General features: G+C 41.6%; 16 protein-coding genes and 1 tRNA gene. 16 read left to right on the top strand and 1 reads right to left on the bottom strand.

Going from position 1 to position 21,360, the window contains the following annotated elements; genetic code table 11:
* From tuf to rpoC, 11 genes are all read left to right on the top strand, one after another.
* Positions 1-876: elongation factor Tu (gene tuf, locus ABD009_RS12215; protein ID WP_343824857.1), on the top strand; the 876-nt coding region annotated here is incomplete at its 5' end.
* 242 nt (positions 877-1,118) lie between these two features.
* On the top strand, positions 1,119-2,780 hold the full coding sequence (locus ABD009_RS12210; RefSeq protein ID WP_343825781.1) for an amidohydrolase: 1,662 nt from the start codon (positions 1,119-1,121) through the stop codon (positions 2,778-2,780).
* Positions 2,781-2,931: 151 nt separating this feature from the next.
* Positions 2,932-3,008, top strand: a tRNA-Trp gene (locus ABD009_RS12205).
* Positions 3,009-3,092: 84 nt separating this feature from the next.
* Positions 3,093-3,470: a preprotein translocase subunit SecE gene (gene secE, locus ABD009_RS12200; protein ID WP_343825779.1), complete on the top strand. Its 378-nt coding sequence runs from the start codon at positions 3,093-3,095 to the stop codon at positions 3,468-3,470.
* Positions 3,471-3,473: 3 nt separating this feature from the next.
* Positions 3,474-4,097: a transcription termination/antitermination protein NusG gene (gene nusG / locus ABD009_RS12195; protein WP_343825777.1), complete on the top strand. Its 624-nt coding sequence runs from the start codon at positions 3,474-3,476 to the stop codon at positions 4,095-4,097.
* A 178-nt stretch (positions 4,098-4,275) separates the two neighbouring features.
* Positions 4,276-4,704, top strand: coding sequence for a 50S ribosomal protein L11 (gene rplK, locus ABD009_RS12190; RefSeq protein ID WP_155696600.1), 429 nt, complete (start codon positions 4,276-4,278; stop codon positions 4,702-4,704).
* Positions 4,705-4,707: 3 nt separating this feature from the next.
* Positions 4,708-5,409, top strand: a complete 702-nt coding sequence (rplA, locus tag ABD009_RS12185) for a 50S ribosomal protein L1 (protein WP_155696598.1) — start codon at positions 4,708-4,710, stop codon at positions 5,407-5,409.
* Positions 5,410-5,626: 217 nt separating this feature from the next.
* Positions 5,627-6,115, top strand: coding sequence for a 50S ribosomal protein L10 (gene rplJ / locus ABD009_RS12180; protein ID WP_343825773.1), 489 nt, complete (start codon positions 5,627-5,629; stop codon positions 6,113-6,115).
* A gap of 91 nt (positions 6,116-6,206) precedes the next feature.
* Entirely contained in the window at positions 6,207-6,569 is a 363-nt protein-coding gene (rplL, locus tag ABD009_RS12175; RefSeq protein ID WP_155696595.1) for a 50S ribosomal protein L7/L12, read from the top strand.
* Between the two features lie 355 nt (positions 6,570-6,924).
* Positions 6,925-10,953, top strand: a complete 4,029-nt coding sequence (rpoB, locus tag ABD009_RS12170) for a DNA-directed RNA polymerase subunit beta (protein WP_155696593.1) — start codon at positions 6,925-6,927, stop codon at positions 10,951-10,953.
* Positions 10,954-11,049: 96 nt separating this feature from the next.
* Positions 11,050-15,204, top strand: a complete 4,155-nt coding sequence (rpoC, locus tag ABD009_RS12165) for a DNA-directed RNA polymerase subunit beta' (protein WP_343825769.1) — start codon at positions 11,050-11,052, stop codon at positions 15,202-15,204.
* A gap of 74 nt (positions 15,205-15,278) precedes the next feature.
* Here the strand turns inward: rpoC and exaC are convergent, their stop codons facing one another.
* Positions 15,279-16,799 (bottom strand): acetaldehyde dehydrogenase ExaC, encoded by a 1,521-nt coding sequence (gene exaC, locus ABD009_RS12160; protein WP_343825767.1) that lies wholly within the window; start codon positions 16,797-16,799, stop codon positions 15,279-15,281.
* A gap of 158 nt (positions 16,800-16,957) precedes the next feature.
* Between exaC and ABD009_RS12155 the strand changes: the two genes are divergently transcribed.
* The 5 genes from ABD009_RS12155 to ABD009_RS12135 all read left to right on the top strand — a co-directional run.
* Positions 16,958-17,866, top strand: a complete 909-nt coding sequence (locus ABD009_RS12155; RefSeq protein WP_343825765.1) for an AraC family transcriptional regulator N-terminal domain-containing protein — start codon at positions 16,958-16,960, stop codon at positions 17,864-17,866.
* 191 nt (positions 17,867-18,057) lie between these two features.
* Positions 18,058-18,432, top strand: coding sequence for a 30S ribosomal protein S12 (gene rpsL / locus ABD009_RS12150; RefSeq protein ID WP_155696585.1), 375 nt, complete (start codon positions 18,058-18,060; stop codon positions 18,430-18,432).
* Positions 18,433-18,509: 77 nt separating this feature from the next.
* Positions 18,510-18,980, top strand: coding sequence for a 30S ribosomal protein S7 (gene rpsG / locus ABD009_RS12145; RefSeq protein WP_155696583.1), 471 nt, complete (start codon positions 18,510-18,512; stop codon positions 18,978-18,980).
* Positions 18,981-19,016: 36 nt separating this feature from the next.
* Positions 19,017-21,119, top strand: coding sequence for an elongation factor G (gene fusA / locus ABD009_RS12140; protein WP_155696581.1), 2,103 nt, complete (start codon positions 19,017-19,019; stop codon positions 21,117-21,119).
* Positions 21,120-21,179: 60 nt separating this feature from the next.
* The coding region (locus tag ABD009_RS12135) for a GTP-binding protein (RefSeq protein WP_343825760.1) at positions 21,180-21,360 on the top strand (181 nt) is incomplete at its 3' end.

Genomic DNA, 21,360 nt, shown 5'->3' with positions numbered 1-21,360 from the left:
TTAGTTGTTGCTGCAACTGACGGCCCTATGCCTCAGACTCGTGAGCACATCCTACTTTCACGTCAGGTTGGTGTACCTTTCATCATCGTATTCATGAACAAATGTGACATGGTTGATGACGAAGAGTTACTAGAATTAGTAGAGATGGAAGTTCGTGAACTTCTTTCAGAATACGAATTCCCAGGTGACGACCTTCCACTAATCGCTGGTTCAGCTCTTAAAGCTCTTGAAGGCGAAGCAGAGTGGGAAGCGAAGATCATCGAACTAGCTGAAGCACTAGATACTTACATTCCAGAGCCAGAGCGTGACATCGATAAGCCATTCATCATGCCTATCGAAGACGTATTCTCAATTTCTGGTCGTGGTACAGTTGTAACAGGTCGTGTTGAGCAAGGTATCGTTAACACTGGTGACTCAGTAGAGATCGTTGGTATTAAAGACACAGTAACAACTACTTGTACTGGTGTTGAAATGTTCCGTAAATTGCTTGACGAAGGTCGTGCAGGTGAGAACATTGGTGCCCTATTACGTGGTACTAAGCGTGAAGACGTAGAACGTGGTCAAGTATTAGCGAAGCCTGGTTCAATCCAGCCTCACACTAAATTTGAATCAGAAGTTTACGTACTTTCTAAAGAAGAAGGCGGACGTCACACTCCATTCTTCAAAGGTTACCGTCCACAGTTCTACTTCCGTACAACTGACGTAACTGGTGCTGTTGAGCTTCCAGAAGGCGTAGAAATGGTAATGCCTGGTGATAACATCAAGATGGTTGTTGAGCTAATCGCACCTATCGCGATGGACGAAGGTCTACGTTTCGCGATCCGTGAAGGCGGTCGTACAGTTGGTGCTGGTGTTGTAGCAACAGTAATCGCTTAATTCTGCTGAGTTAGGAAGTTAGCTTTAGAGTTAGCGGAATAACAAAGTGGATGAAGAAAAGCCCCGGTTCGTAAGAGCTGGGGCTTTTTTGTCTTTAAAATTTAGTTCTTAATAGGTCCAATATTTCCTATAGATTTAATAAAAGGTTTAATTCATCCAAATTATTCAGGCACCTATCTTAAAATAGTTACAGTGGCACTAGAGCGTGATAGGTTATTAAAAAAATATTTTTAGGATAGAAAATGAAAAAAATATTACTACTCACGCTAGCAGTATTGAGTTTTCCAACGTTAGCGGAAATCACCATTATAAAAAATGTGTCGGGTTATACATTTACCAATGAGCGAAACTTGGTCACTTTTAGTGCATTAGCGTTTGAAGATGGACGAGTTTTAAAAGTAGGTGATAAATTATTACCTTCACAATACCCAGACGCTAAAGTTGTAGATGGAAAGGGCAAAGTAATGTTGCCGGGTTTAGTAGATGGTCATGGTCATCTTCTTGGTCTAGGCTTCAATTTATTAAATGTTGACGTCAGAGATATTGGCAGCGCGCGCGAAACTGCTAAAAAGGTTGCCGGTTATGCAGCCAAAAACCCAAATATAAATTGGATAAAAGGCAGAGGTTGGAACCAAGAGGTTTGGGCTTCTAATGAATACCCTACGGCAAAACAACTAGACGAATACATAGCCGATCGTCCAGTTTATTTAAGTCGGGTTGATGGGCATGCTGCTTGGTTAAATACTAAAGCGCTGGAGTTAGCCGGAATTACAAAAGACACTATCTCTCCGCCAGGTGGTGAGATACTAAAAGATGAAAATGGAAACCCGACGGGTGTATTAATCGACAATGCTGAAACATTAGTCATGAATAAAATACCAAACCCGACTAAAGGTGAAATGACGGCTGCATTAAACAAAGCCACAAAACATCTACTGTCTTTAGGCATAACAAGTATGCACGATGCGGGAATTGACCATGAAACCTATCACTTATACAAAGAACACGCAGCATCTGAAAAACTAGCCGTTCGAATTTATGCAATGTTATCTGCAACTGACCCAAAACTCTCAGAGATGTTAAAACATGGTTATGTATCGGATAAAAATGATTTCTTGTCTATCCGTAGCGTAAAAATATATGGTGACGGAGCATTAGGTAGCCGTGGAGCTGCTCTATTAAAGCCTTATCATGATGATGCAGATAACGTGGGTTTACTTGTAACGTCAAAAGAAAAGTTAACACCGCTATTTGATGAGATTCTAAATCATAGATTTCAAATCAATATTCATGCGATCGGTGATAGAGCAAATAAGATTGCACTAGATGAGTTTGAACGAGTTTTCAAAAGTCCAGAGTCAGTGTTATACAGTGGTAAAGAATTAAGACACAGAGTTGAGCACGCGCAAGTTGTTCAGCCTTCTGACATACCAAGATTTAAGCAACTTAATATTTTACCTTCTATGCAACCAACGCACGCAACCTCTGATAAAGACATGGCACCAAAACGAATTGGTAATGAGCGCCTAAAAGGGGCATATGCTTGGCAGCAATTTTTGAAGCAAGGAAGTCGCGTCATTGCGGGCTCAGACTTTCCTGTAGAGCTAGCAAATCCATTTTTAGGTCTTCATGCGGCTGTTACGCGTCAGGATAGGAAAAACCAGCCAGAAGGTGGGTGGATTGCATCTGAGTCAATGTCTACAGCAGAGGCATTTAGAGCTTTTACAATAGATGCTGCCTTTGGTGCCCATCAAGATAAGATTCTAGGTGGTCTTCAAGCTGGTAAATATGCAGACTTTATCCTCGTTGATGAAGACATTTTTACCATCAACCCAGAAAACCTTTGGAAAGTTAAAGTTTTGGAAACTTGGGTGGCTGGTAAACAGGTATATAAGCGTCTATAAATTAGATGTGAATAATAGTTTTTAATTGCGTCATTAACCTAGTTAAGTATAATGGCGCTCCCCACTTTTATGATTCCCTTAAAAATTAAGATTTCACAAAAGTGGTGTAACTGTCTGTTGATTGATTAATAGACATAAATGGTGTTGTTGCAGGGGCGTAGTTCCAATTGGTAGAACAGCGGTCTCCAAAACCGATGGCTGGGGGTTCGAGTCCCTCCGCCCCTGCCAAACCTCAAAGAACAGTATTAAATATTAGTATTGTCCTTTGGGGTTTATAACAATTTTCACAAATGTAGTAATTAAGGTGTTTCGATGAGTGCCAATGTTGAACAGTCAAACAAAGGACTGGATTTAGTTAAATGGGTAATCGCAATTGCATTATTAGCAGGCGCGGTTGTAGCAAACAACATGTTCGATCAAGAATCTGTACTGATTCGTGCAATTGGTGTTGTTGCGGCTGTAGTAGTTGCTGGCTTCTTTGCAGCGACGACTGAAAAAGGTCGTACATTTATTAGTTTCTCTAAAGAGTCTAATAAAGAAATTCGCAAAGTGATTTGGCCATCTCGTCAAGAAGCGACGCAAACTACATTAATTATTTTTGCCGCTACTGCAGTTATCGCGATTATTCTATATTTCTTAGATATGTTTTTACGCTGGGCAGTAGCTCTACTTACAGGTATAGGATTTTAATATATGTCTGAATCAGAATTAAACACCGAACAAAATGTTGAGCAAGAAGTTGAACAGAATGTAGAACAATCAACTGAACAAGCTTCTGAAAATAAGCTTCGTTGGTATGTTGTTCAAGCTTACTCAGGTTATGAAGGTCGTGTATCTAAAGCTCTAGAAGAGCATATCAAAGTAAACGCAATGGAAGATTACTTTGGTCGCATCTTAGTTCCAACTGAAGAAGTTGTTGAAATGCGTGCTGGTCAGAAACGTCGTTCAGAGCGTAAATTCTTCCCAGGCTATGTTCTAGTAGAAATTGCTATGAACGAAGATGCTTGGCATTTAGTTAAAAACACGCCTCGCGTATTAGGTTTCATTGGTGGTACATCAGATCGCCCAGCCCCTATTTCTAATCGTGAAGCGGATGCTATCTTAAATCGTCTAGAAGAAAACATTAACAAACCTAAGCCTAAAACATTGTTTGAACCAGGTGAAGTTGTTCGTGTTACAGACGGTCCATTTGCTGACTTTAACGGTGTTGTTGAAGAAGTGGATTATGAGAAGAGCCGAGTTAAAGTATCTGTACTTATCTTTGGTCGTTCTACTCCAGTTGAACTTGAGTTTGGTCAGGTAGAAAAAGATAAATAATCGAAGTTAATTTCGAATTACAGTCTTGAAAAGGGTCGCGATTGTCTATATAATGCGCGACCCTTTTGTATGTGTCTTAAGCAAAAGTTTTAGACGGTATAAAAATTTTAAAACGGGAAGCCGATAAGTAAGAAACCTCGTTCTTACTAGGCGATGACCCATTAATGAGGAAGCTAAAATGGCTAAAAAAGTTGAAGCCCTAATCAAGTTGCAAGTAGCAGCTGGTATGGCAAACCCAAGTCCTCCGGTTGGTCCTGCTCTAGGTCAACACGGTGTGAACATCATGGAATTCTGTAAAGCGTTTAACGCGAAAACAGGCGAAATGGAAAAAGGTGCTCCGGTTCCTGTTGTTATTTCTGTTTATAGTGATCGTTCGTTTACATTCGATACTAAAACTCCACCTGCATCTTACTTACTTAAGAAAGCAGCTGGTATCAAATCTGGATCTGGTCGTCCAAACACTGAAAAAGTGGGTACGGTAACACGTGCACAGTTGGAAGAAATCGTAAAGACTAAAGAACCAGACCTAACTGCAGCCGATATGGATGCAGCAGTACGCACTATTGCCGGCTCAGCTCGTGCAATGGGCTTGAATGTAGAGGGTTAATCAATGGCTAAATTAACAAAACGCGCACGTTTAATTCGTGACAAAGTTGATGCAACTCGTGAATACGGCATCGAAGAAGCGGTAACTCTACTTAAAGAATTAGCGACTGCTAAATTCACAGAGAGCTTTGACGTTGCTATTAACCTTGGCATCGATGCTCGTAAATCTGACCAAAACGTTCGTGGTGCAACTGTACTACCAAACGGTACTGGTAAAGACGTACGCGTAGCAGTATTTACACAAGGCGCTAACGCTGAAGCAGCTAAAGCAGCTGGTGCAGATATCGTTGGTATGGAAGATCTTGCTGAGCAAGTTAAAGCTGGCGAAATGAACTTCGACGTTGTTGTTGCATCTCCTGATGCGATGCGTGTTGTTGGTCAACTAGGTCAGATCTTAGGTCCACGTGGCCTTATGCCTAACCCGAAAGTTGGAACAGTTACTCCAGACGTAGCAACAGCAGTTAAAAATGCTAAAGCTGGTCAGGTTCGTTATAGAAACGATAAAAACGGTATTGTTCACGCATCTATCGGTAAAGTTGATTTTGACGCAGCTGCGATCAAAACTAACTTAGAAGCTTTATTAGACGCTATCGTAAAAGCAAAACCTGCTTCTGCGAAAGGTACTTTTGTTAAGAAAGTTAGTCTTTCTACTACAATGGGTGCTGGCGTTTCGATTGAACAAGGTTCAATCAAAGCTGAAAAGTAAAACAGTATTCGGGTTGAGACGCTTTTAAAGCGTCTTCATCCAAGACCGTAGGTGTTGGCGTAATAAAGTTTTACTTAATTACAAAAACTTAATTTCCTACGCAGATGGTGCAAACCCCAGAAGATTATACTTCTGGCTTTCACCGGAGCCGTTCAAGACTTGTCTTGAACATAATGAAAACGGTTAACCCCGTTTCCACTAACCAGGAGAAAAGCTAATGGCATTAAATCTTGATGGCAAAAAAGCAGTAGTTGCTGAAGTCCAAGAAGCAGCCAAAGACGCTCTGTCTGCAGTAGTAGCAGACGCTCGTGGTGTATCTGTAACTGCAATCACTGCACTTCGTAAAGAAGCGCGTGAGAACGGCGTATGGATGAAGGTTGTTCGCAACACTTTAGCCAAGCGCGCAGTTGAAGGTACTGACTTCGAAGTCTTAAATGATTCGTTTACGGGTCCAACTTTAATCGCATTTTCTCATGAGCACCCAGGTGCTGGCGCACGTCTTTTCAAAGACTTCGCTAAGAAAAACGAAAAGTTTGAACTTAAAACTGCATCATTTGAAGGCAACGTAGTAGATGTTGAAGTTCTTGCTTCACTACCTACATACGACGAAGCGATCGCACGTTTAATGAGTGTTATGAAAGAAGCTTCTGCAGGCAAACTAGTGAAGACACTAGCTGCAGTAAAAGAAGCGAAAGAAGCTGCATAATTTTACTGAGCTACGTGCTCGTGATTATCCAGTTTTTAGGTGAAAGTTATTACAAGCGAGTTTATCGCTTAAACAAGTTAGGAATTATAAAATGTCTGTAACTCAAGAACAAATCTTAGACGCAGTTGCTGAAATGTCAGTAATGCAAGTAGTTGAACTAGTTGAAGCTATGGAAGAAAAATTTGGTGTAACTGCAGCTGCTGCTGTTGTTGCTGCTGGTCCAGCTGAAGCTGCTGAAGAGAAAACTGAATTTGACGTTATTCTTACTGCTGCTGGTGCAAATAAAGTTGCATCAATCAAAGCTGTACGTGGCGCGACTGGCCTTGGTCTTAAAGAAGCTAAGACTATGGTTGAATCTGCTCCAATCGCTGTTAAAGAAGCGGTATCTAAAGGTGAAGCTGAAGAACTTAAAGCTACACTTGAAGAAGCAGGCGCATCTGTTGAAATTAAATAATCTGACGTTTGTTAGATTGTTTGCCTAAATTTTAGGCAAAGGCTGGTGATAAAATATCACCGGCCTTTTTGCGCTATATCTGTGTAAAAACTTTTATAGTGCACAAAATGATGGTAAAACTTTTTTATACCACCATTTGTATTTAAGAATTACATGCACTTAGGCAAATTAGTTGTTATAAAATTTGCTCTAAATAGCAAACCAACTTGGGGCAGATTTGCCTCAGTAAATGCCAAAAGGCGTGTAATGATTTAATACTGAAGCGGGTTATAGCAAAATTTTGCTGTTAAAAGGTAGTCTGTTCCTTAATTGAGACAGGCTTATAGGGTCAAAAATCAGCAAGCTGAGGAACCACATGGCTTACTCTTATTCTGAAAAGAAACGAATTCGTAAGGATTTTGGCAAACGCGAACACGTTTTGGACATGCCTTATCTTCTACAAGTTCAGCTTGAATCATACAATAAGTTTATTGAAGCGGACGTAGACGGTAATAATGGCATCGAAGCGGCTTTCCGTTCTGTTTTCCCTATTAAGAGCTATTCAGGTAGCGCCGAATTACAATTTGTTAGCTATCGCGTTGGAGAACCTGTCTTCGACGTGAAAGAATGTCAAATTCGTGGCGTTACATATGCAGCACCATTACGTGTGAAACTGCGTTTAGTTCTAATGGACAAAGAAGCTGCTCCTGGTACTGTTAAAGATATCAAAGAGCAAGAAGTTTATATGGGTGAAATGCCGTTAATGACAGACAACGGTACTTTTGTCATAAACGGAACTGAGCGAGTAATCGTATCTCAGTTGCACCGTTCACCAGGTGTATTCTTCGATCACGACAAAGGTAAAACTCACTCATCAGGTAAAGTTTTATATAATGCCCGCGTAATTCCTTACCGTGGCTCTTGGTTAGACTTTGAATTCGACCCTAAAGATAATTTATTCGTTCGTATAGATCGTCGCAGAAAATTACCTGCTTCAATCATGTTACGCGCGTTAGAGTATTCTACAGAAGAGATCTTAGACTTATTCTTCGACCGCATCGCTATAGAAATTAAAGGCGATAAGATCTTAATGGAATTGCAACCGTCTCGCCTTCGTGGTGAAACTGCTGCGTTCGATTTTAAAGATGCTGACGGTGAAATCATCGTTGAAACTGGTCGTCGTATTACTGCTCGTCATATCCGTTCAATGGAAAAAGCGGGTATTAATCAAATCGAAGTTCCTCACGAGTACATCATTGATAAAGTAATCGCTAAAGATTACATCGATGCATCTACAGGTGAGCTAGTTGCGAATGCCAATGACCTAATTAGCCTAGAATTACTAGCTAAAATGGCAGAAGCAGGACACAAGTCTTTCGAAATTATTTACACGAATGAATTAGATCACGGTTCATATATCTCAGACACATTACGTATCGATAGTTCAACTAACCGCCTTGAAGCGTTAATTGAAATCTACCGTATGATGCGTCCGGGCGAGCCACCGACTAAAGATTCAGCGGAAGCTTTATTTGACAACCTATTCTTCTCTTTAGAGCGTTATGACTTATCCTCTGTAGGTAGAATGAAGTTTAACCGTCGAGTTAGTCGTGAAGACCTAACTGGTGAAGGTACATTAAGCAAAACAGACATCACTGACGTTATGAAAGTGCTAATTAGCATTCGTGACGGTAAAGGTGACGTGGACGATATTGACCACTTAGGTAACCGTCGTATCCGTTCTGTTGGCGAAATGGCTGAAAACCAATTCCGTGTTGGTCTAGTTCGTGTTGAGCGTGCTGTTAAAGAGCGCCTAAGTTTAGGTGACCTTGATAACACTACTCCACAAGACTTAATTAACGCTAAGCCGATTTCTGCAGCAATCAAAGAATTCTTTGGTTCAAGTCAGTTATCTCAGTTCATGGACCAAAACAACCCGCTATCAGAAGTGACGCACAAACGTCGTATCTCTGCATTAGGCCCAGGTGGTTTGACTCGTGAACGTGCAGGCTTCGAAGTTCGAGACGTTCACCCGACTCACTATGGTCGTGTTTGTCCAATCGAAACTCCGGAAGGTCCAAACATCGGTCTAATTAACTCATTATCAGTATACGCTCGCGTAAACTCTTATGGTTTCTTAGAAACGCCTTACCGTCGTGTAGTTGATGGCCAAGTAACTGGTGAAATCGATTATCTTTCTGCTATTGAAGAAGATAAATTCGTAATCGCACAGGCATCAGCGGAAATGGACGCGGAAGGTCGACTAGTTAACGAACTAGTTCCTTGTCGATTCAAAAATGAATTTACAATTACGTCTATTGACCAAGTTCAATATATGGACGTAGCGCCTCAACAGGTTGTATCTGTAGCTGCCAGCTTAATCCCGTTCCTAGAACACGATGATGCTAACCGTGCCCTAATGGGTGCGAACATGCAACGTCAGGCCGTTCCTACTTTACGTGCTGATAAGCCGTTAGTTGGTACTGGTGTGGAAGCGGTTGTAGCGAAAGATTCAGGTGTAACAGTTGTTGCTAAACGTGGTGGCGTAGTTGATTACGCTGATGCTTCTCGCATCGTTGTTAAAGTTAATGAAAGTGAATGTTTACCTGGCGAAGCTGGTATCGACATTTACAACTTAACTAAATACACACGTTCTAACCAAAATACATGTATTAACCAAACGACAACAGTTAGCTCAGGCGAACCTGTTCAACGTGGCGACGTGTTAGCTGACGGTCCTTCAACAGACCTAGGCGAATTGGCTCTTGGCCAAAACATGCGCGTAGCGTTCATGCCTTGGAATGGTTATAACTTCGAAGACTCGATCTTAGTATCTGAGCGCGTTGTTCAAGAAGATCGTTTAACTACGATCCACATCCAAGAGCTAAGCTGTGTTGCTCGTGACACTAAGTTAGGTCCTGAAGAAATTACTTCTGATATTCCAAATGTTGGCGAATCAGCATTAGGTAAATTAGATGACTCAGGTATCGTATACATTGGTGCGGAAGTTAAGGGTGGCGACATCCTAGTAGGTAAAGTTACACCTAAAGGTGAAACTCAGCTTACTCCTGAGGAAAAACTTCTACGAGCTATCTTCGGTGAAAAAGCGTCTGACGTTAAAGACAGTTCTTTACGTGTTCCAAACTCAGTGTCTGGTACCGTAATCGACGTTCAAGTATTTACACGTGACGGCGTAGAAAAAGATAAGCGCGCGCTAGACATTGAAGAAATGCAACTAGCTCAAGCGAAAAAAGACTTAAACGAAGAATTCCGTATTCTTGAAAACAACACTTATGCAAGAACTCGTGAGCTTCTAATCTCTGGTGGATTAGATGCAGACACAGTTGCTTCAATTGCTGGTGATAAATTGTTCCAACAGAGCCTATCTGATGAAGGTAAGCAAGCTGAATTAGAACAACTTGCAGCAAGCTATGAAGAGCTTCGTGGCGAATATGACAAAAAGTACGAAGTTAAGCGTCGTAAGATCACTCAAGGTGATGACTTAGCGCCTGGCGTACTGAAAATCGTTAAAGTTTATTTAGCTGTTAAACGTCGTATACAACCTGGTGATAAAATGGCCGGTCGTCACGGTAACAAAGGTGTAATCTCTACCATTGTTCCTGTTGAAGATATGCCACATGATGAGTTCGGTACTCCTGTAGATATCGTACTTAACCCGCTAGGTGTACCATCGCGTATGAACATCGGTCAGATCCTTGAGACCCATTTAGGTATGGCGGCTCGTGGACTTGGTGAAAAACTAGACCGTATGATCAAAGAGCAAAAAGAACTTGCGGAAATCCGTGATTTCTTAGGAAAGGTTTATGCTTCTGGTACATCACGTCAAGAAGTTGATATTGATAGCTTCTCTGATGATGAAGTACGTCGCCTTGCTCAAAACCTACGTGCTGGTGTTCCAATTGCGACACCTGTATTTGACGGTGCAGCTGAAGAAGAAATTAAAGACTTATTTGAACTAGCTGATATGCCTCGCAGTGGTCAATTTACCCTGTTTGATGGTCGTACTGGTAACTCATTTGAACGTAAAGTAACTGTTGGTTACATGTACATGTTGAAACTTAACCACTTGGTTGATGACAAGATGCACGCGCGTTCAACTGGCTCTTACAGCCTAGTTACACAGCAACCACTTGGTGGTAAAGCTCAGTTCGGTGGTCAGCGTTTCGGAGAGATGGAAGTATGGGCACTAGAAGCTTACGGTGCTGCTTACACGCTTCAAGAAATGCTTACAGTTAAATCTGATGACGTTAATGGTCGTACTAAGATGTATAAAAACATCGTAGACGGTGATCATCGTATGGAACCTGCGATTCCAGAATCGTTCAACGTATTGTTGAAAGAGATTCGCTCGCTAGGTCTAAACATCGAGCTGGAAGAAGAATAAGCCTAGTCGGGAAACCGATTGGTTCTTTAAATTGAGTGGTGGGGCGTAGCGTATACATTCTACGCCCTAATGTTTCACTCCTTCAGGAGAACAAAAGTGAAAGACTTACTTAAGTTTTTGAAACAACAAAATAAAAGCGAAGAGTTTGATTCAATTCGAATCGGCTTAGCGTCTCCAGACGTAGTTCGCTCATGGTCTTTTGGTGAAGTTAAAAAGCCAGAAACCATTAACTATCGTACGTTCAAGCCTGAGCGTGATGGTTTATTCTGTGCGCGTATTTTCGGCCCAGTTAAAGACTACGAGTGTTTGTGTGGTAAGTACAAACGTCTTAAGCACCGTGGTGTTATCTGTGAAAAATGTGGTGTTGAAGTTACCCTAACTAAAGTACGTCGTGAGCGTATGGGTCACATCGAATTGGCTAGCCCAGTTGCACACATTTGGTTCTTGAAATCATTACCGTCTCGTATCGGCCTTATGCTTGATATGACTTTACGTGATATTGAACGTGTTCTTTATTTTGAATCATATGCGGTTACTGAACCTGGCATGACTACCCTTGAAAAAGGTCAAATGTTGTCAGAAGAAGAATACCTAGATTCTTTAGAAGAGCATGGCGATGAATTTGAAGCAAAAATGGGTGCTGAAGCCGTTTTTGACCTTCTTAAAGACATCGACATCAATCAGCAATATGCAGAAATGAAAGAAGAATTACCAACGGTAACTTCTGAAACTAAGCGTAAAAAGCTGACTAAACGTCTTAAATTAATGGAAGCATTCTGTAATTCAGGCAACCGTCCAGAGTGGATGGTAATGACTGTACTTCCAGTTCTTCCACCAGATCTTCGTCCACTAGTACCACTAGATGGCGGTCGTTTTGCGACTTCAGATCTGAACGATTTATACCGTCGTGTAATTAACCGTAATAACCGTCTTAAGCGTCTATTAGATCTTGCTGCGCCTGACATTATCGTACGCAACGAAAAGCGTATGTTACAGGAAGCGGTTGATGCGTTATTAGATAACGGTCGTCGTGGTCGTGCAATTACCGGTTCTAACAAGCGTCCTCTTAAATCTTTAGCTGATATGATTAAAGGTAAGCAAGGTCGTTTCCGTCAGAACTTACTTGGTAAACGTGTTGACTACTCTGGTCGTTCTGTAATTACCGTTGGTCCTACACTGAAACTTCATCAGTGTGGTCTACCTAAGAAAATGGCACTTGAATTATTCAAGCCGTTTATCTACGGAAAATTAGAACTTCGTGGCATGGCTACAACTATTAAAGCCGCGAAGAAAATGGTTGAACGTGAAGCAGCTGAAGTTTGGGATATCTTAGATGAAGTTATCCGTGAACATCCAGTTATGCTTAACCGTGCACCTACTCTTCACAGACTTGGTATTCAAGCATTTGAACCAGTTCTAATTGAAGGTAAAGCTATCCAATTGCACCCATTAGTTTGTGCGGCTTATAACGCCGACTTCGATGGTGACCAAATGGCGGTACACGTACCATTAACACTAGAAGCTCAGTTAGAAGCTCGTGCGTTAATGATGTCAACTAACAACATCCTATCTCCAGCGAATGGTGAGCCAATCATCGTTCCTTCACAGGACGTTGTATTAGGTATCTACTACATGACTCGTGACCGCGTAAATGCACGTGGCGAAGGTCAAGTATTTAAAGATACTAAAGAAGCTGAAAAAGCATACAGAAGTGGTGTTGCTGACTTACATGCGCGCGTTAAAGTTCGTATTAAAGAAGTAACTATTGCTGAAGATGGTACTCGTACTTCACAATTAGTGATTAAAGAGACAACAGTGGGCCGTGCAATTTTATCTATGATTGCACCTGAAGGTTTCCCATTTGATTTGATGAACCAAGCAATTGGTAAAAAGCAAATCTCAATGTTGATTAACGAGTGTTACCGTCGTCTTGGTATTAAAGACACAGTAATGTTTGCAGACCAAATCATGTACACAGGTTTCCATTACGCAATGTTAGCGGGTAACTCTATCGGTATCGACGATATGGTTATTCCACAAGCGAAATACGACCTAATTGAAGATGCTCAAGCTGAAGTTGCTGAGATTCAAGACCAGTTCCAACAAGGTCTAGTAACAGCGGGTGAGAAGTACAACAAAGTTATCGATATTTGGTCAACGGCCAACGAAAAAGTATCGAAAGCGATGATGGACAACTTATCTACTGAAGCTGTTATCAACGCAAAAGGCGAAGAAGAAATTCAACCTTCGTTTAACAGCGTATTTATGATGGCAGATTCTGGTGCTCGTGGTAGTGCCGCTCAGATTCGTCAGCTAGCTGGTATGCGTGGTCTAATGGCTAAGCCAGATGGCTCAATCATCGAAACACCAATCACAGCGAACTTCCGTGAAGGTCTGAACGTACTACAGTACTTCATCTCTACTCACGGTGCGCGTAAAGGTCTAGCCGATACGGCACTTAAAACAGCTAACTCGGGTTACCTAACTCGTCGTCTAGTTGATGTTGGCCAAGATTTGGTAATCAACGAACATGATTGTGGTACCACTGAAGGTCTAACAATGAAGCCTCTAATTGAAGGCGGTGACGTTGTTGAACCATTACGTGAACGTGTACTAGGTCGTGTAACATTATCTGACGTTACTGCTCCTAACTCTGAAGAAGTGTTAGTAGAAGCTGGCGTTATGTTAGACGAAAAACTGTGTGACCTTCTTGAAGAACATTCAGTTGACGAAGTTGAAGTACGTTCAATTATCACTTGTGATAATGACTTTGGTGTTTGTGCAGCGTGTTACGGTCGTGACCTAGCTCGTGGTCACTTAATCAACCAAGGTGAAGCCGTTGGTGTTATTGCAGCACAATCAATCGGTGAGCCAGGTACACAGCTTACGATGCGTACGTTCCATATCGGTGGTGCGGCATCAAGAAATACAGCAGCAAACAGTGTTCAAGTTAAGAATGACGGTACTATTCGTCTTCATAACGCTAAACACGTTACAAACGCAGATGGTAAGTTAGTTATTACTTCTCGTTCAGCTGAAGTTACTATCATTGACGACCACGGTCGTGAGCGTGAGCGTTATAAACTGCCTTATGGTGCAGTGATGACAATCGCTGATGGTGCTGAAGTTAAAGGTAACGATACTGTTGCTAACTGGGACCCGCATTCGCATCCAATCATTGTAGAACGTCCTGCTAAAGTTCAGTTCTCAGACGTTGAAGAAGCGAATACCGAAGTTCAAACTGATGAACTTACTGGTCTTACACGTACAGTTGTTAAAGATTTATCTCTTGCAAATGCAAAAGAGCCTAAGTTAATTATTGACTCTGGTGATTCTGGTATGCAGGAAATTCGTCTACCTTCATTTACTACAATCGAAGCTAAAGATGGCTCAAACGTAGTTCCAGGTGACGTATTAGCACGTATCCCTCAAGAAGGTTCAAAAACTCGTGATATCACGGGTGGTCTACCTCGAGTAGCCGACCTATTTGAAGCTCGTAAGCCTAAAGAGCCTGCTATCCTAGCTGAAATCAGCGGTTCAGTAAGCTTTGGTAAAGAGACTAAAGGTAAGAAACGTTTAGTTATCACTCCTGTAGAGGGTGATGCACACGAAGAGATGATTCCTAAGTGGCGTCAACTTAACGTGTTCGAAGGTGAATCTGTTGAACGTGGTGAAGTTATCGCCGACGGTCCAGAGTCTCCACATGACATCTTACGTTTACGTGGCATTACTGCTTTCTCTAACTACATCGTTAATGAAGTACAGGAAGTTTACCGACTGCAAGGCGTTAAAATTAACGACAAGCACATCGAAGCTATCTGTCGTCAGATGTTACGTAAAGCAATTATCACTGATGCAGGTCAGTCTGAGTTCCTAATCGGAGAGCAGGTTGAAGTATCTAAAGTGAAAATCGCTAACCGTAAGTTAGCTGCTGAAGGTAAAGATTTAGTTAAGTTCACTCGTGACTTGCTAGGTATTACTAAAGCATCTCTTGCAACTGAGTCATTCATCTCAGCCGCTTCGTTCCAAGAAACTACCCGTGTTCTTACAGAAGCAGCCGTGAGTGGTAAACGTGATGATTTACGTGGTCTTAAAGAAAACGTAATCGTTGGTCGTTTGATTCCAGCTGGTACAGGTTTCAGCTACCATCAAGAAAAGGCCGCAGCTGCAGCCGCTTTTGATGAAGTAGAAGAAACTGTTTCTATGGAAGATGCAGAGCAAGCCTTAACGGACGCGTTAAACGCTGAATAACGAATAATTAGTTCGTATCAAAAAACCCGCTTAATTGCGGGTTTTTTATTTTAAGGCGATTAAACTTTTACAGACTAAAAGAAGCCTAGTGGATTGGTGTCATAACTTACCAATAAGTTTTTGGTTTGTTGGTAATGCTCTAATGCCATTTTATGTGTCTCTCTACCCACTCCGGATTTTTTATATCCACCGAATGCGGCATGTGCAGGATACATATGATAACAATTAGTCCAAACTCTCCCGGCTTGAATGCCTCGGCCCATTTTAAATGCTTTATTTGTATCTCTAGTCCATACACCAGCCCCTAAGCCAAATTCAGTTTGGTTTGCTAGTGTTAACGCCTCGTCATCATCCTTGAACTTAGACACAGAAATAACCGGTCCGAAAATCTCTTCTTGGAAAATTCTCATATTATTATGACCTTCCAATAGAGTTGGTTGAATATAAAAGCCGTTGCTCAAATCATCTGCTGATTTTTCAACTTCACCACCAATAAGGACTTTTGCACCTTCTTTTTTACCTATTTCAATATAAGACAGTATTTTTTCAAACTGTTCTTTCGAAGCTTGAGCTCCAACCATGGTTTCTGTGTCTAAAGGATCACCTCGTTTTATTTCTAAACTGCGTTGAATTACTTTTTCTATAAAGCGGTCATAAATATCTTCATGTACAAACAGTCGCGAAGGGCAAGTACAAACCTCGCCTTGGTTAAAGTAAGCCAGTACAGCGCCTTCAATACATTTGCTTAGATAGGTATCCTCATGATCCATAACGTCTGCAAAGAATAGGTTCGGGGACTTCCCTCCTAACTCAACAGTAGATGGAATGATATTTTCAGCAGCACATTTGAGGATATGAGAACCCACAGGAGTAGAGCCAGTAAAGGCAATCTTAGCGATACGTTTATTGCTCGCTAGTGCTTCGCCTGCTTCAATACCAAAACCATTGACTATATTCAAAACACCAGCGGGTAAAACGTCTTGAATTAATTCTAATAAAACGAGTATTGAAACGGGTGTTTGTTCGGCTGGTTTAAGCACAACACAATTCCCAGCGGCTAATGCCGGGCCGAGCTTCCATGCTGCCATTAAAATAGGGAAGTTCCATGGAATAATTTGACCAACAACACCCAGTGGCTCGTGAATATGATACGACATTGTATGCTCGTCAAGCTCAGCTAAAGAACCTTCTTGAGCACGTAAACAACCTGCAAAATATCTGAAATGATCAATGGCTAATGGGATGTCGGCTGCTAATGTTTCGCGAATTGCTTTGCCGTTGTCCCAGGTCTCTGCCACGGCCAACAACTCCAAGTTGGCTTCCATTATATCGGCTATTTTTAAAAGCTTATTAGAACGTTCAGCTGCAGCAGTTTTCCCCCAAGCATCTTTTGCCTTGTGCGCAGCGTCTAGTGCTAGTTCTATATCTTTATGGTTTGAGCGAGGTATTTTACAAAACGCTTTACCGTCAACGGGACTAACATTGTCGAAGTAAACACCATCAACTGGTGCAACCCATTGTCCGCCAATAAAATTTGCGTAGGTTTCTTTAAAAGAGATGAGTGAATCTGCTGTTCCGGGTTTTGAATAGATCATAATAGTTACCTGTTAATATTTAGTTGCTTATTTTTTTATTTTTGTGCTTAATATTTGTAGTTTTTTTAGACAAAACACAGGTTACATTAGTTGTATTTTCAAGTGAGTTCTTTGCTGCTAGTTCATTTCTGTTAACTGGCAGTCCGCAGGGAGACAGAATGATTAGCAATATAATAAAAAGAGAGCCAAGAACATTAGTCGAAAACAAAATAAGCTTTGCCGCTGAGCACAGTGAGTTAGGTATTTACGATACTTACCAAGCTGCTAAGAAAGTAGATTTACGCTCAGATCAAATTCTTTTCTGTGGCATGGTGACTGGCAAGAAGATAATGCATATTAACGGAGACAATATTGAATTCTCTCCACATGAATCCTTTATATTGGCACCAAACCAACTTGTTAAAATTGACTTTCCCATAGCTAAGCTAGACTCTCCAACAACATGTATCGCAATTGAAATTGCTCCAGAACGAGTACAGCAAGTTTCTGATAGCCTTAATAGTTGCACGCCTATGCTGCAAGACTTTGGTGAGTGGCAATATAATCCAACCGCCTTGCATACTCATCATTCAGAGCAGACGCAGGAATTACTGACTAGAATAGTGTCGCTATACTCTGAAAATAATCCGGACCGAGCATACCTTATTGACCTCGCTATTAATGAGCTTAGCGCGCGTTTGTTAAGGCAACAGTCTCGTGACTTTATAATTGCACATAGCGCAAAAGACCCTGAAGCCAATCAAATTAATCGAGTTATTCAATACATACTGGGCAATTTATCATTGCCTCTAAATATTGACCATTTGTGCAAAATTGCAGTGATGGGAAGAACAAAATTCTTTAACGTATTTAAAAATCACTTAGGTTGCACGCCAACTGCTTTTCAACAACAAGAGCGCTTAAAACTAGCGGCAAAACTATTAGAGAAAGGTGTGCAAATTACAGAGGTTGGTTTTGAAGTTGGGTTTTTAAGTACGAGTCATTTCAGCAAGGCGTTTAAGTGTTTTTTTGGCCAATCACCTAAATTTTACCAAATGAGCAAGCTAAAACCGCAAATCATTAATTAACCAGATCCTGGTGATCATAGCGATAAATAAAGAATATCCAGTTATTTGAGCGTGATACCGTCTTTTTACTTGATCCAGGGCACATTTGATTGACAGTTTAAAAACTGAACATTAGAATACGTCACCCCTAATTTTGGGGGAGGCGCAATAGTGCGCTAATGGGTAGTAACAACTAATCAGGAGCTTATTTAATGGCAACTATTAACCAGTTGGTACGTAAGCCTCGTCGCCAGAAGACAAAACGTAATATGTCTGAAGCATTGGACGCATGTCCTCAAAGACGTGGTGTATGTACTCGTGTTTATACAACAACACCTAAGAAGCCGAACTCTGCACTACGTAAAGTAGCTCGTGTTCGTCTAACTAATGGTAACGAAGTAACATCTTACATCGGCGGTGAAGGTCATAACCTTCAAGAGCACAGTGTAATCCTTATCCGTGGTGGTCGTGTTAAAGACTTACCAGGTGTACGATTCCACACTGTACGTGGCGCACTTGACTGTGCTGGCGTAGCTGATCGTAAAGTAGGCCGTTCTAAATACGGTACGAAGAAGCCAAAATCATAACGGTTCTCCGTTAGTAAGGCCAAGCAAACTTAATTTATTAGTTTTGGGATTATCCTGAAGCAACCGGAGAATTTAAAATGCCAAGAAGAAGAGTCGTAGGTCAACGTAAAGTTCTTCCAGATCCTAAGTTCGGATCGGAACTACTGACTAAATTCATCAACGTAGTAATGTTAGATGGTAAAAAAGCTGTTGCTGAAAAAATCATCTATAACGCGTTAGATGTAGCTGCTGAAAAAACAGGTAAAGATCACCTTGTAGTTTTAGACGAAGCTCTAGACAACGTCCGCCCTACAGTCGAGGTTAAATCTCGTCGTGTTGGTGGTTCTACATACCAAGTTCCTGTAGAAGTTCGTCCAGTTCGTCGTAACACTCTAGCCATGCGTTGGTTAGTTGAAGCTGCCCGTAAACGAGGTGAGAAATCTATGGCGCTACGTCTAGCTCATGAGATTGCTGATGCGATTGACAACAAAGGTTCTGCTGTTAAGAAACGTGAAGACGTTCATAAAATGGCTGACGCTAACAAAGCATTCGCTCACTACCGTTGGTAGAAACAAAAATAATAATACTGGAACAAAGAGGAATTTATGGCGCGTAAGACACCAATTGAGCGATACCGAAATATCGGAATCGTGGCTCACGTTGATGCTGGTAAAACAACAACAACTGAGCGTGTACTATTTTACACAGGTCTTTCTCATAAGATCGGTGAAGTACATGATGGTGCTGCTACCATGGACTGGATGGAGCAGGAGCAAGAACGTGGTATTACCATAACTTCTGCTGCTACGACCTGTTTTTGGCGCGGTATGGATGCTCAGTTTGATGAACACCGTATAAACATTATTGATACTCCGGGACACGTAGATTTCACTATTGAAGTTGAACGTTCTTTAAGAGTATTAGATGGTGCGGTTGTTGTATTATGTGCGTCTTCTGGCGTACAGCCTCAAACTGAAACTGTATGGCGACAAGCTGATAAGTATCATGTGCCACGTATGGTATTCATTAATAAAATGGATCGTACCGGTGCGGATTTCTTCTCAGTTGTAAACCAAATTGAGAATCGCCTGGGGGCAACCCCTGTGCCAGTGCAATTGCCTATTGGAGCGGAAGATAACTTTCGTGGTGTAGTTGATCTTTTCAAAATGAAAGCGATTAACTGGACTGAATCTGATCAAGGCATGACCTTTACTTACGAAGATATTCCAGCTGACATGGCTGATGATGCAGAAGCTTACCGCCAAGAGATGATCGAAGCGGCTGCCGAAGCGAACGACGTGTTAATGGATAAATATTTAGAAGGTGAAGATCTCACTGAGCTCGAAATCAAAGATGCGTTACGTCAACGTACCTTAGATAACGAAATTGTTCTTTGTGCGTGTGGCTCAGCGTTCAAGAACAAAGGTGTTCAAGCCGTCCTCGATATGGTTGTCGAATTTATGCCTTCGCCAACCGAAGTTCCAGCTATTAAAGGTATTCTAGACAATGAGTCTGAGGGTGAACGTCAAGCCGACGATAACGCGCCATTTGCAGCGTTAGCCTTTAAGATAGCCACAGACCCATTTGTAGGAACCTTAACGTTTTTCAGAGTCTACTCTGGTGTCGTAAAAACTGGAGACAGTGTTTACAACCCAGTGAAAGGCAAAAAAGAACGCTTTGGGCGCATTGTTCAAATGCACTCAAATAACCGCGAAGAAATTAAAGAAGTACGCGCGGGAGATATTGCAGCTGCGGTAGGGTTAAAACAAGTTACTACTGGTGACACTTTGTGTGACAGTGATAACAAGATTACGCTAGAGCGTATGGAGTTCCCTGATCCAGTTATCTCAATTGCAGTAGAGCCAAGATCAAAACCTGACCAAGAAAAAATGGGTGTTGCGCTAGGTAAACTAGCGGCCGAAGATCCTTCTTTCCGTGTTGAAACGGATGAAGAATCAGGACAAACCATTATTTCTGGGATGGGTGAACTTCATCTAGACATAATTGTCGATCGTATGCGTCGAGAATTTAGTGTTGAATGTAACGTAGGTAAACCACAAGTGGCTTACCGAGAGTGCATTACAGCGCCTGTAGAGATTGAAGGTAAGTTTATACGTCAGTCTGGTGGTCGTGGCCAATATGGTCACGTATGGCTGAAGCTAGAGCCTATGAGTATTGAAGGCGATACCCCTTACGAATTCAGTAATGAAATTGTAGGTGGTACAGTTCCTAAGGAATTTATTCCTGCGGTAGATAAAGGCATTCAAGAACAAATGAAAAGTGGTGTCCTTGCGGGATATCCAGTTCTTGGTGTTAAGGCAACATTATTTGACGGATCGTTTCATGATGTTGACTCTAACGAAATGGCGTTTAAAATTGCGGCATCGATGGCATTTAGAAATGGTGCCTTGGATGCTAAACCAAAACTTTTAGAACCAATGATGAAAGTAGAAGTTATCACACCTGAAGAATCTATGGGTGATGTAGTAGGTGACTTAAACAGACGTCGCGGGATGATAGAAGGGATGGACGAAGCGCCGGCGGGACTAAAAGCAATAAATGCTCAAGTGCCTTTAGCGGAAATGTTTGGCTATGCCACTGACTTGCGTTCAGCGACTCAGGGGCGTGCTTCATACTCGATGGAATTCCTAAAGTATGCGGAAGCGCCTAACAATGTTGCTGAAACTATTATGTCAGCAAGAAATTAAATTTTATTTTTAATATTTGTGTCTAAAATTAGATCACTTTCAATTTAAGGAAACTTAAAAATGGCAAGAGAAAAGTTTGAACGTACTAAACCGCACGTTAACGTTGGTACAATCGGTCACGTTGACCACGGTAAAACTACATTAACAGCTGCAATCTCTGCAGTTCTTTCTAAAACTTACGGTGGTGAGTCTCGCGATTTCGCACAAATCGATAATGCTCCAGAAGAGCGTGAGCGTGGTA

It is taken from the genome of Psychrosphaera haliotis (assembly GCF_039523615.1).
Taxonomy (GTDB): Bacteria; Pseudomonadota; Gammaproteobacteria; order Enterobacterales; family Alteromonadaceae; genus Psychrosphaera; species Psychrosphaera haliotis.
This window is presented reverse-complemented; position numbering and strand designations above follow the sequence as displayed.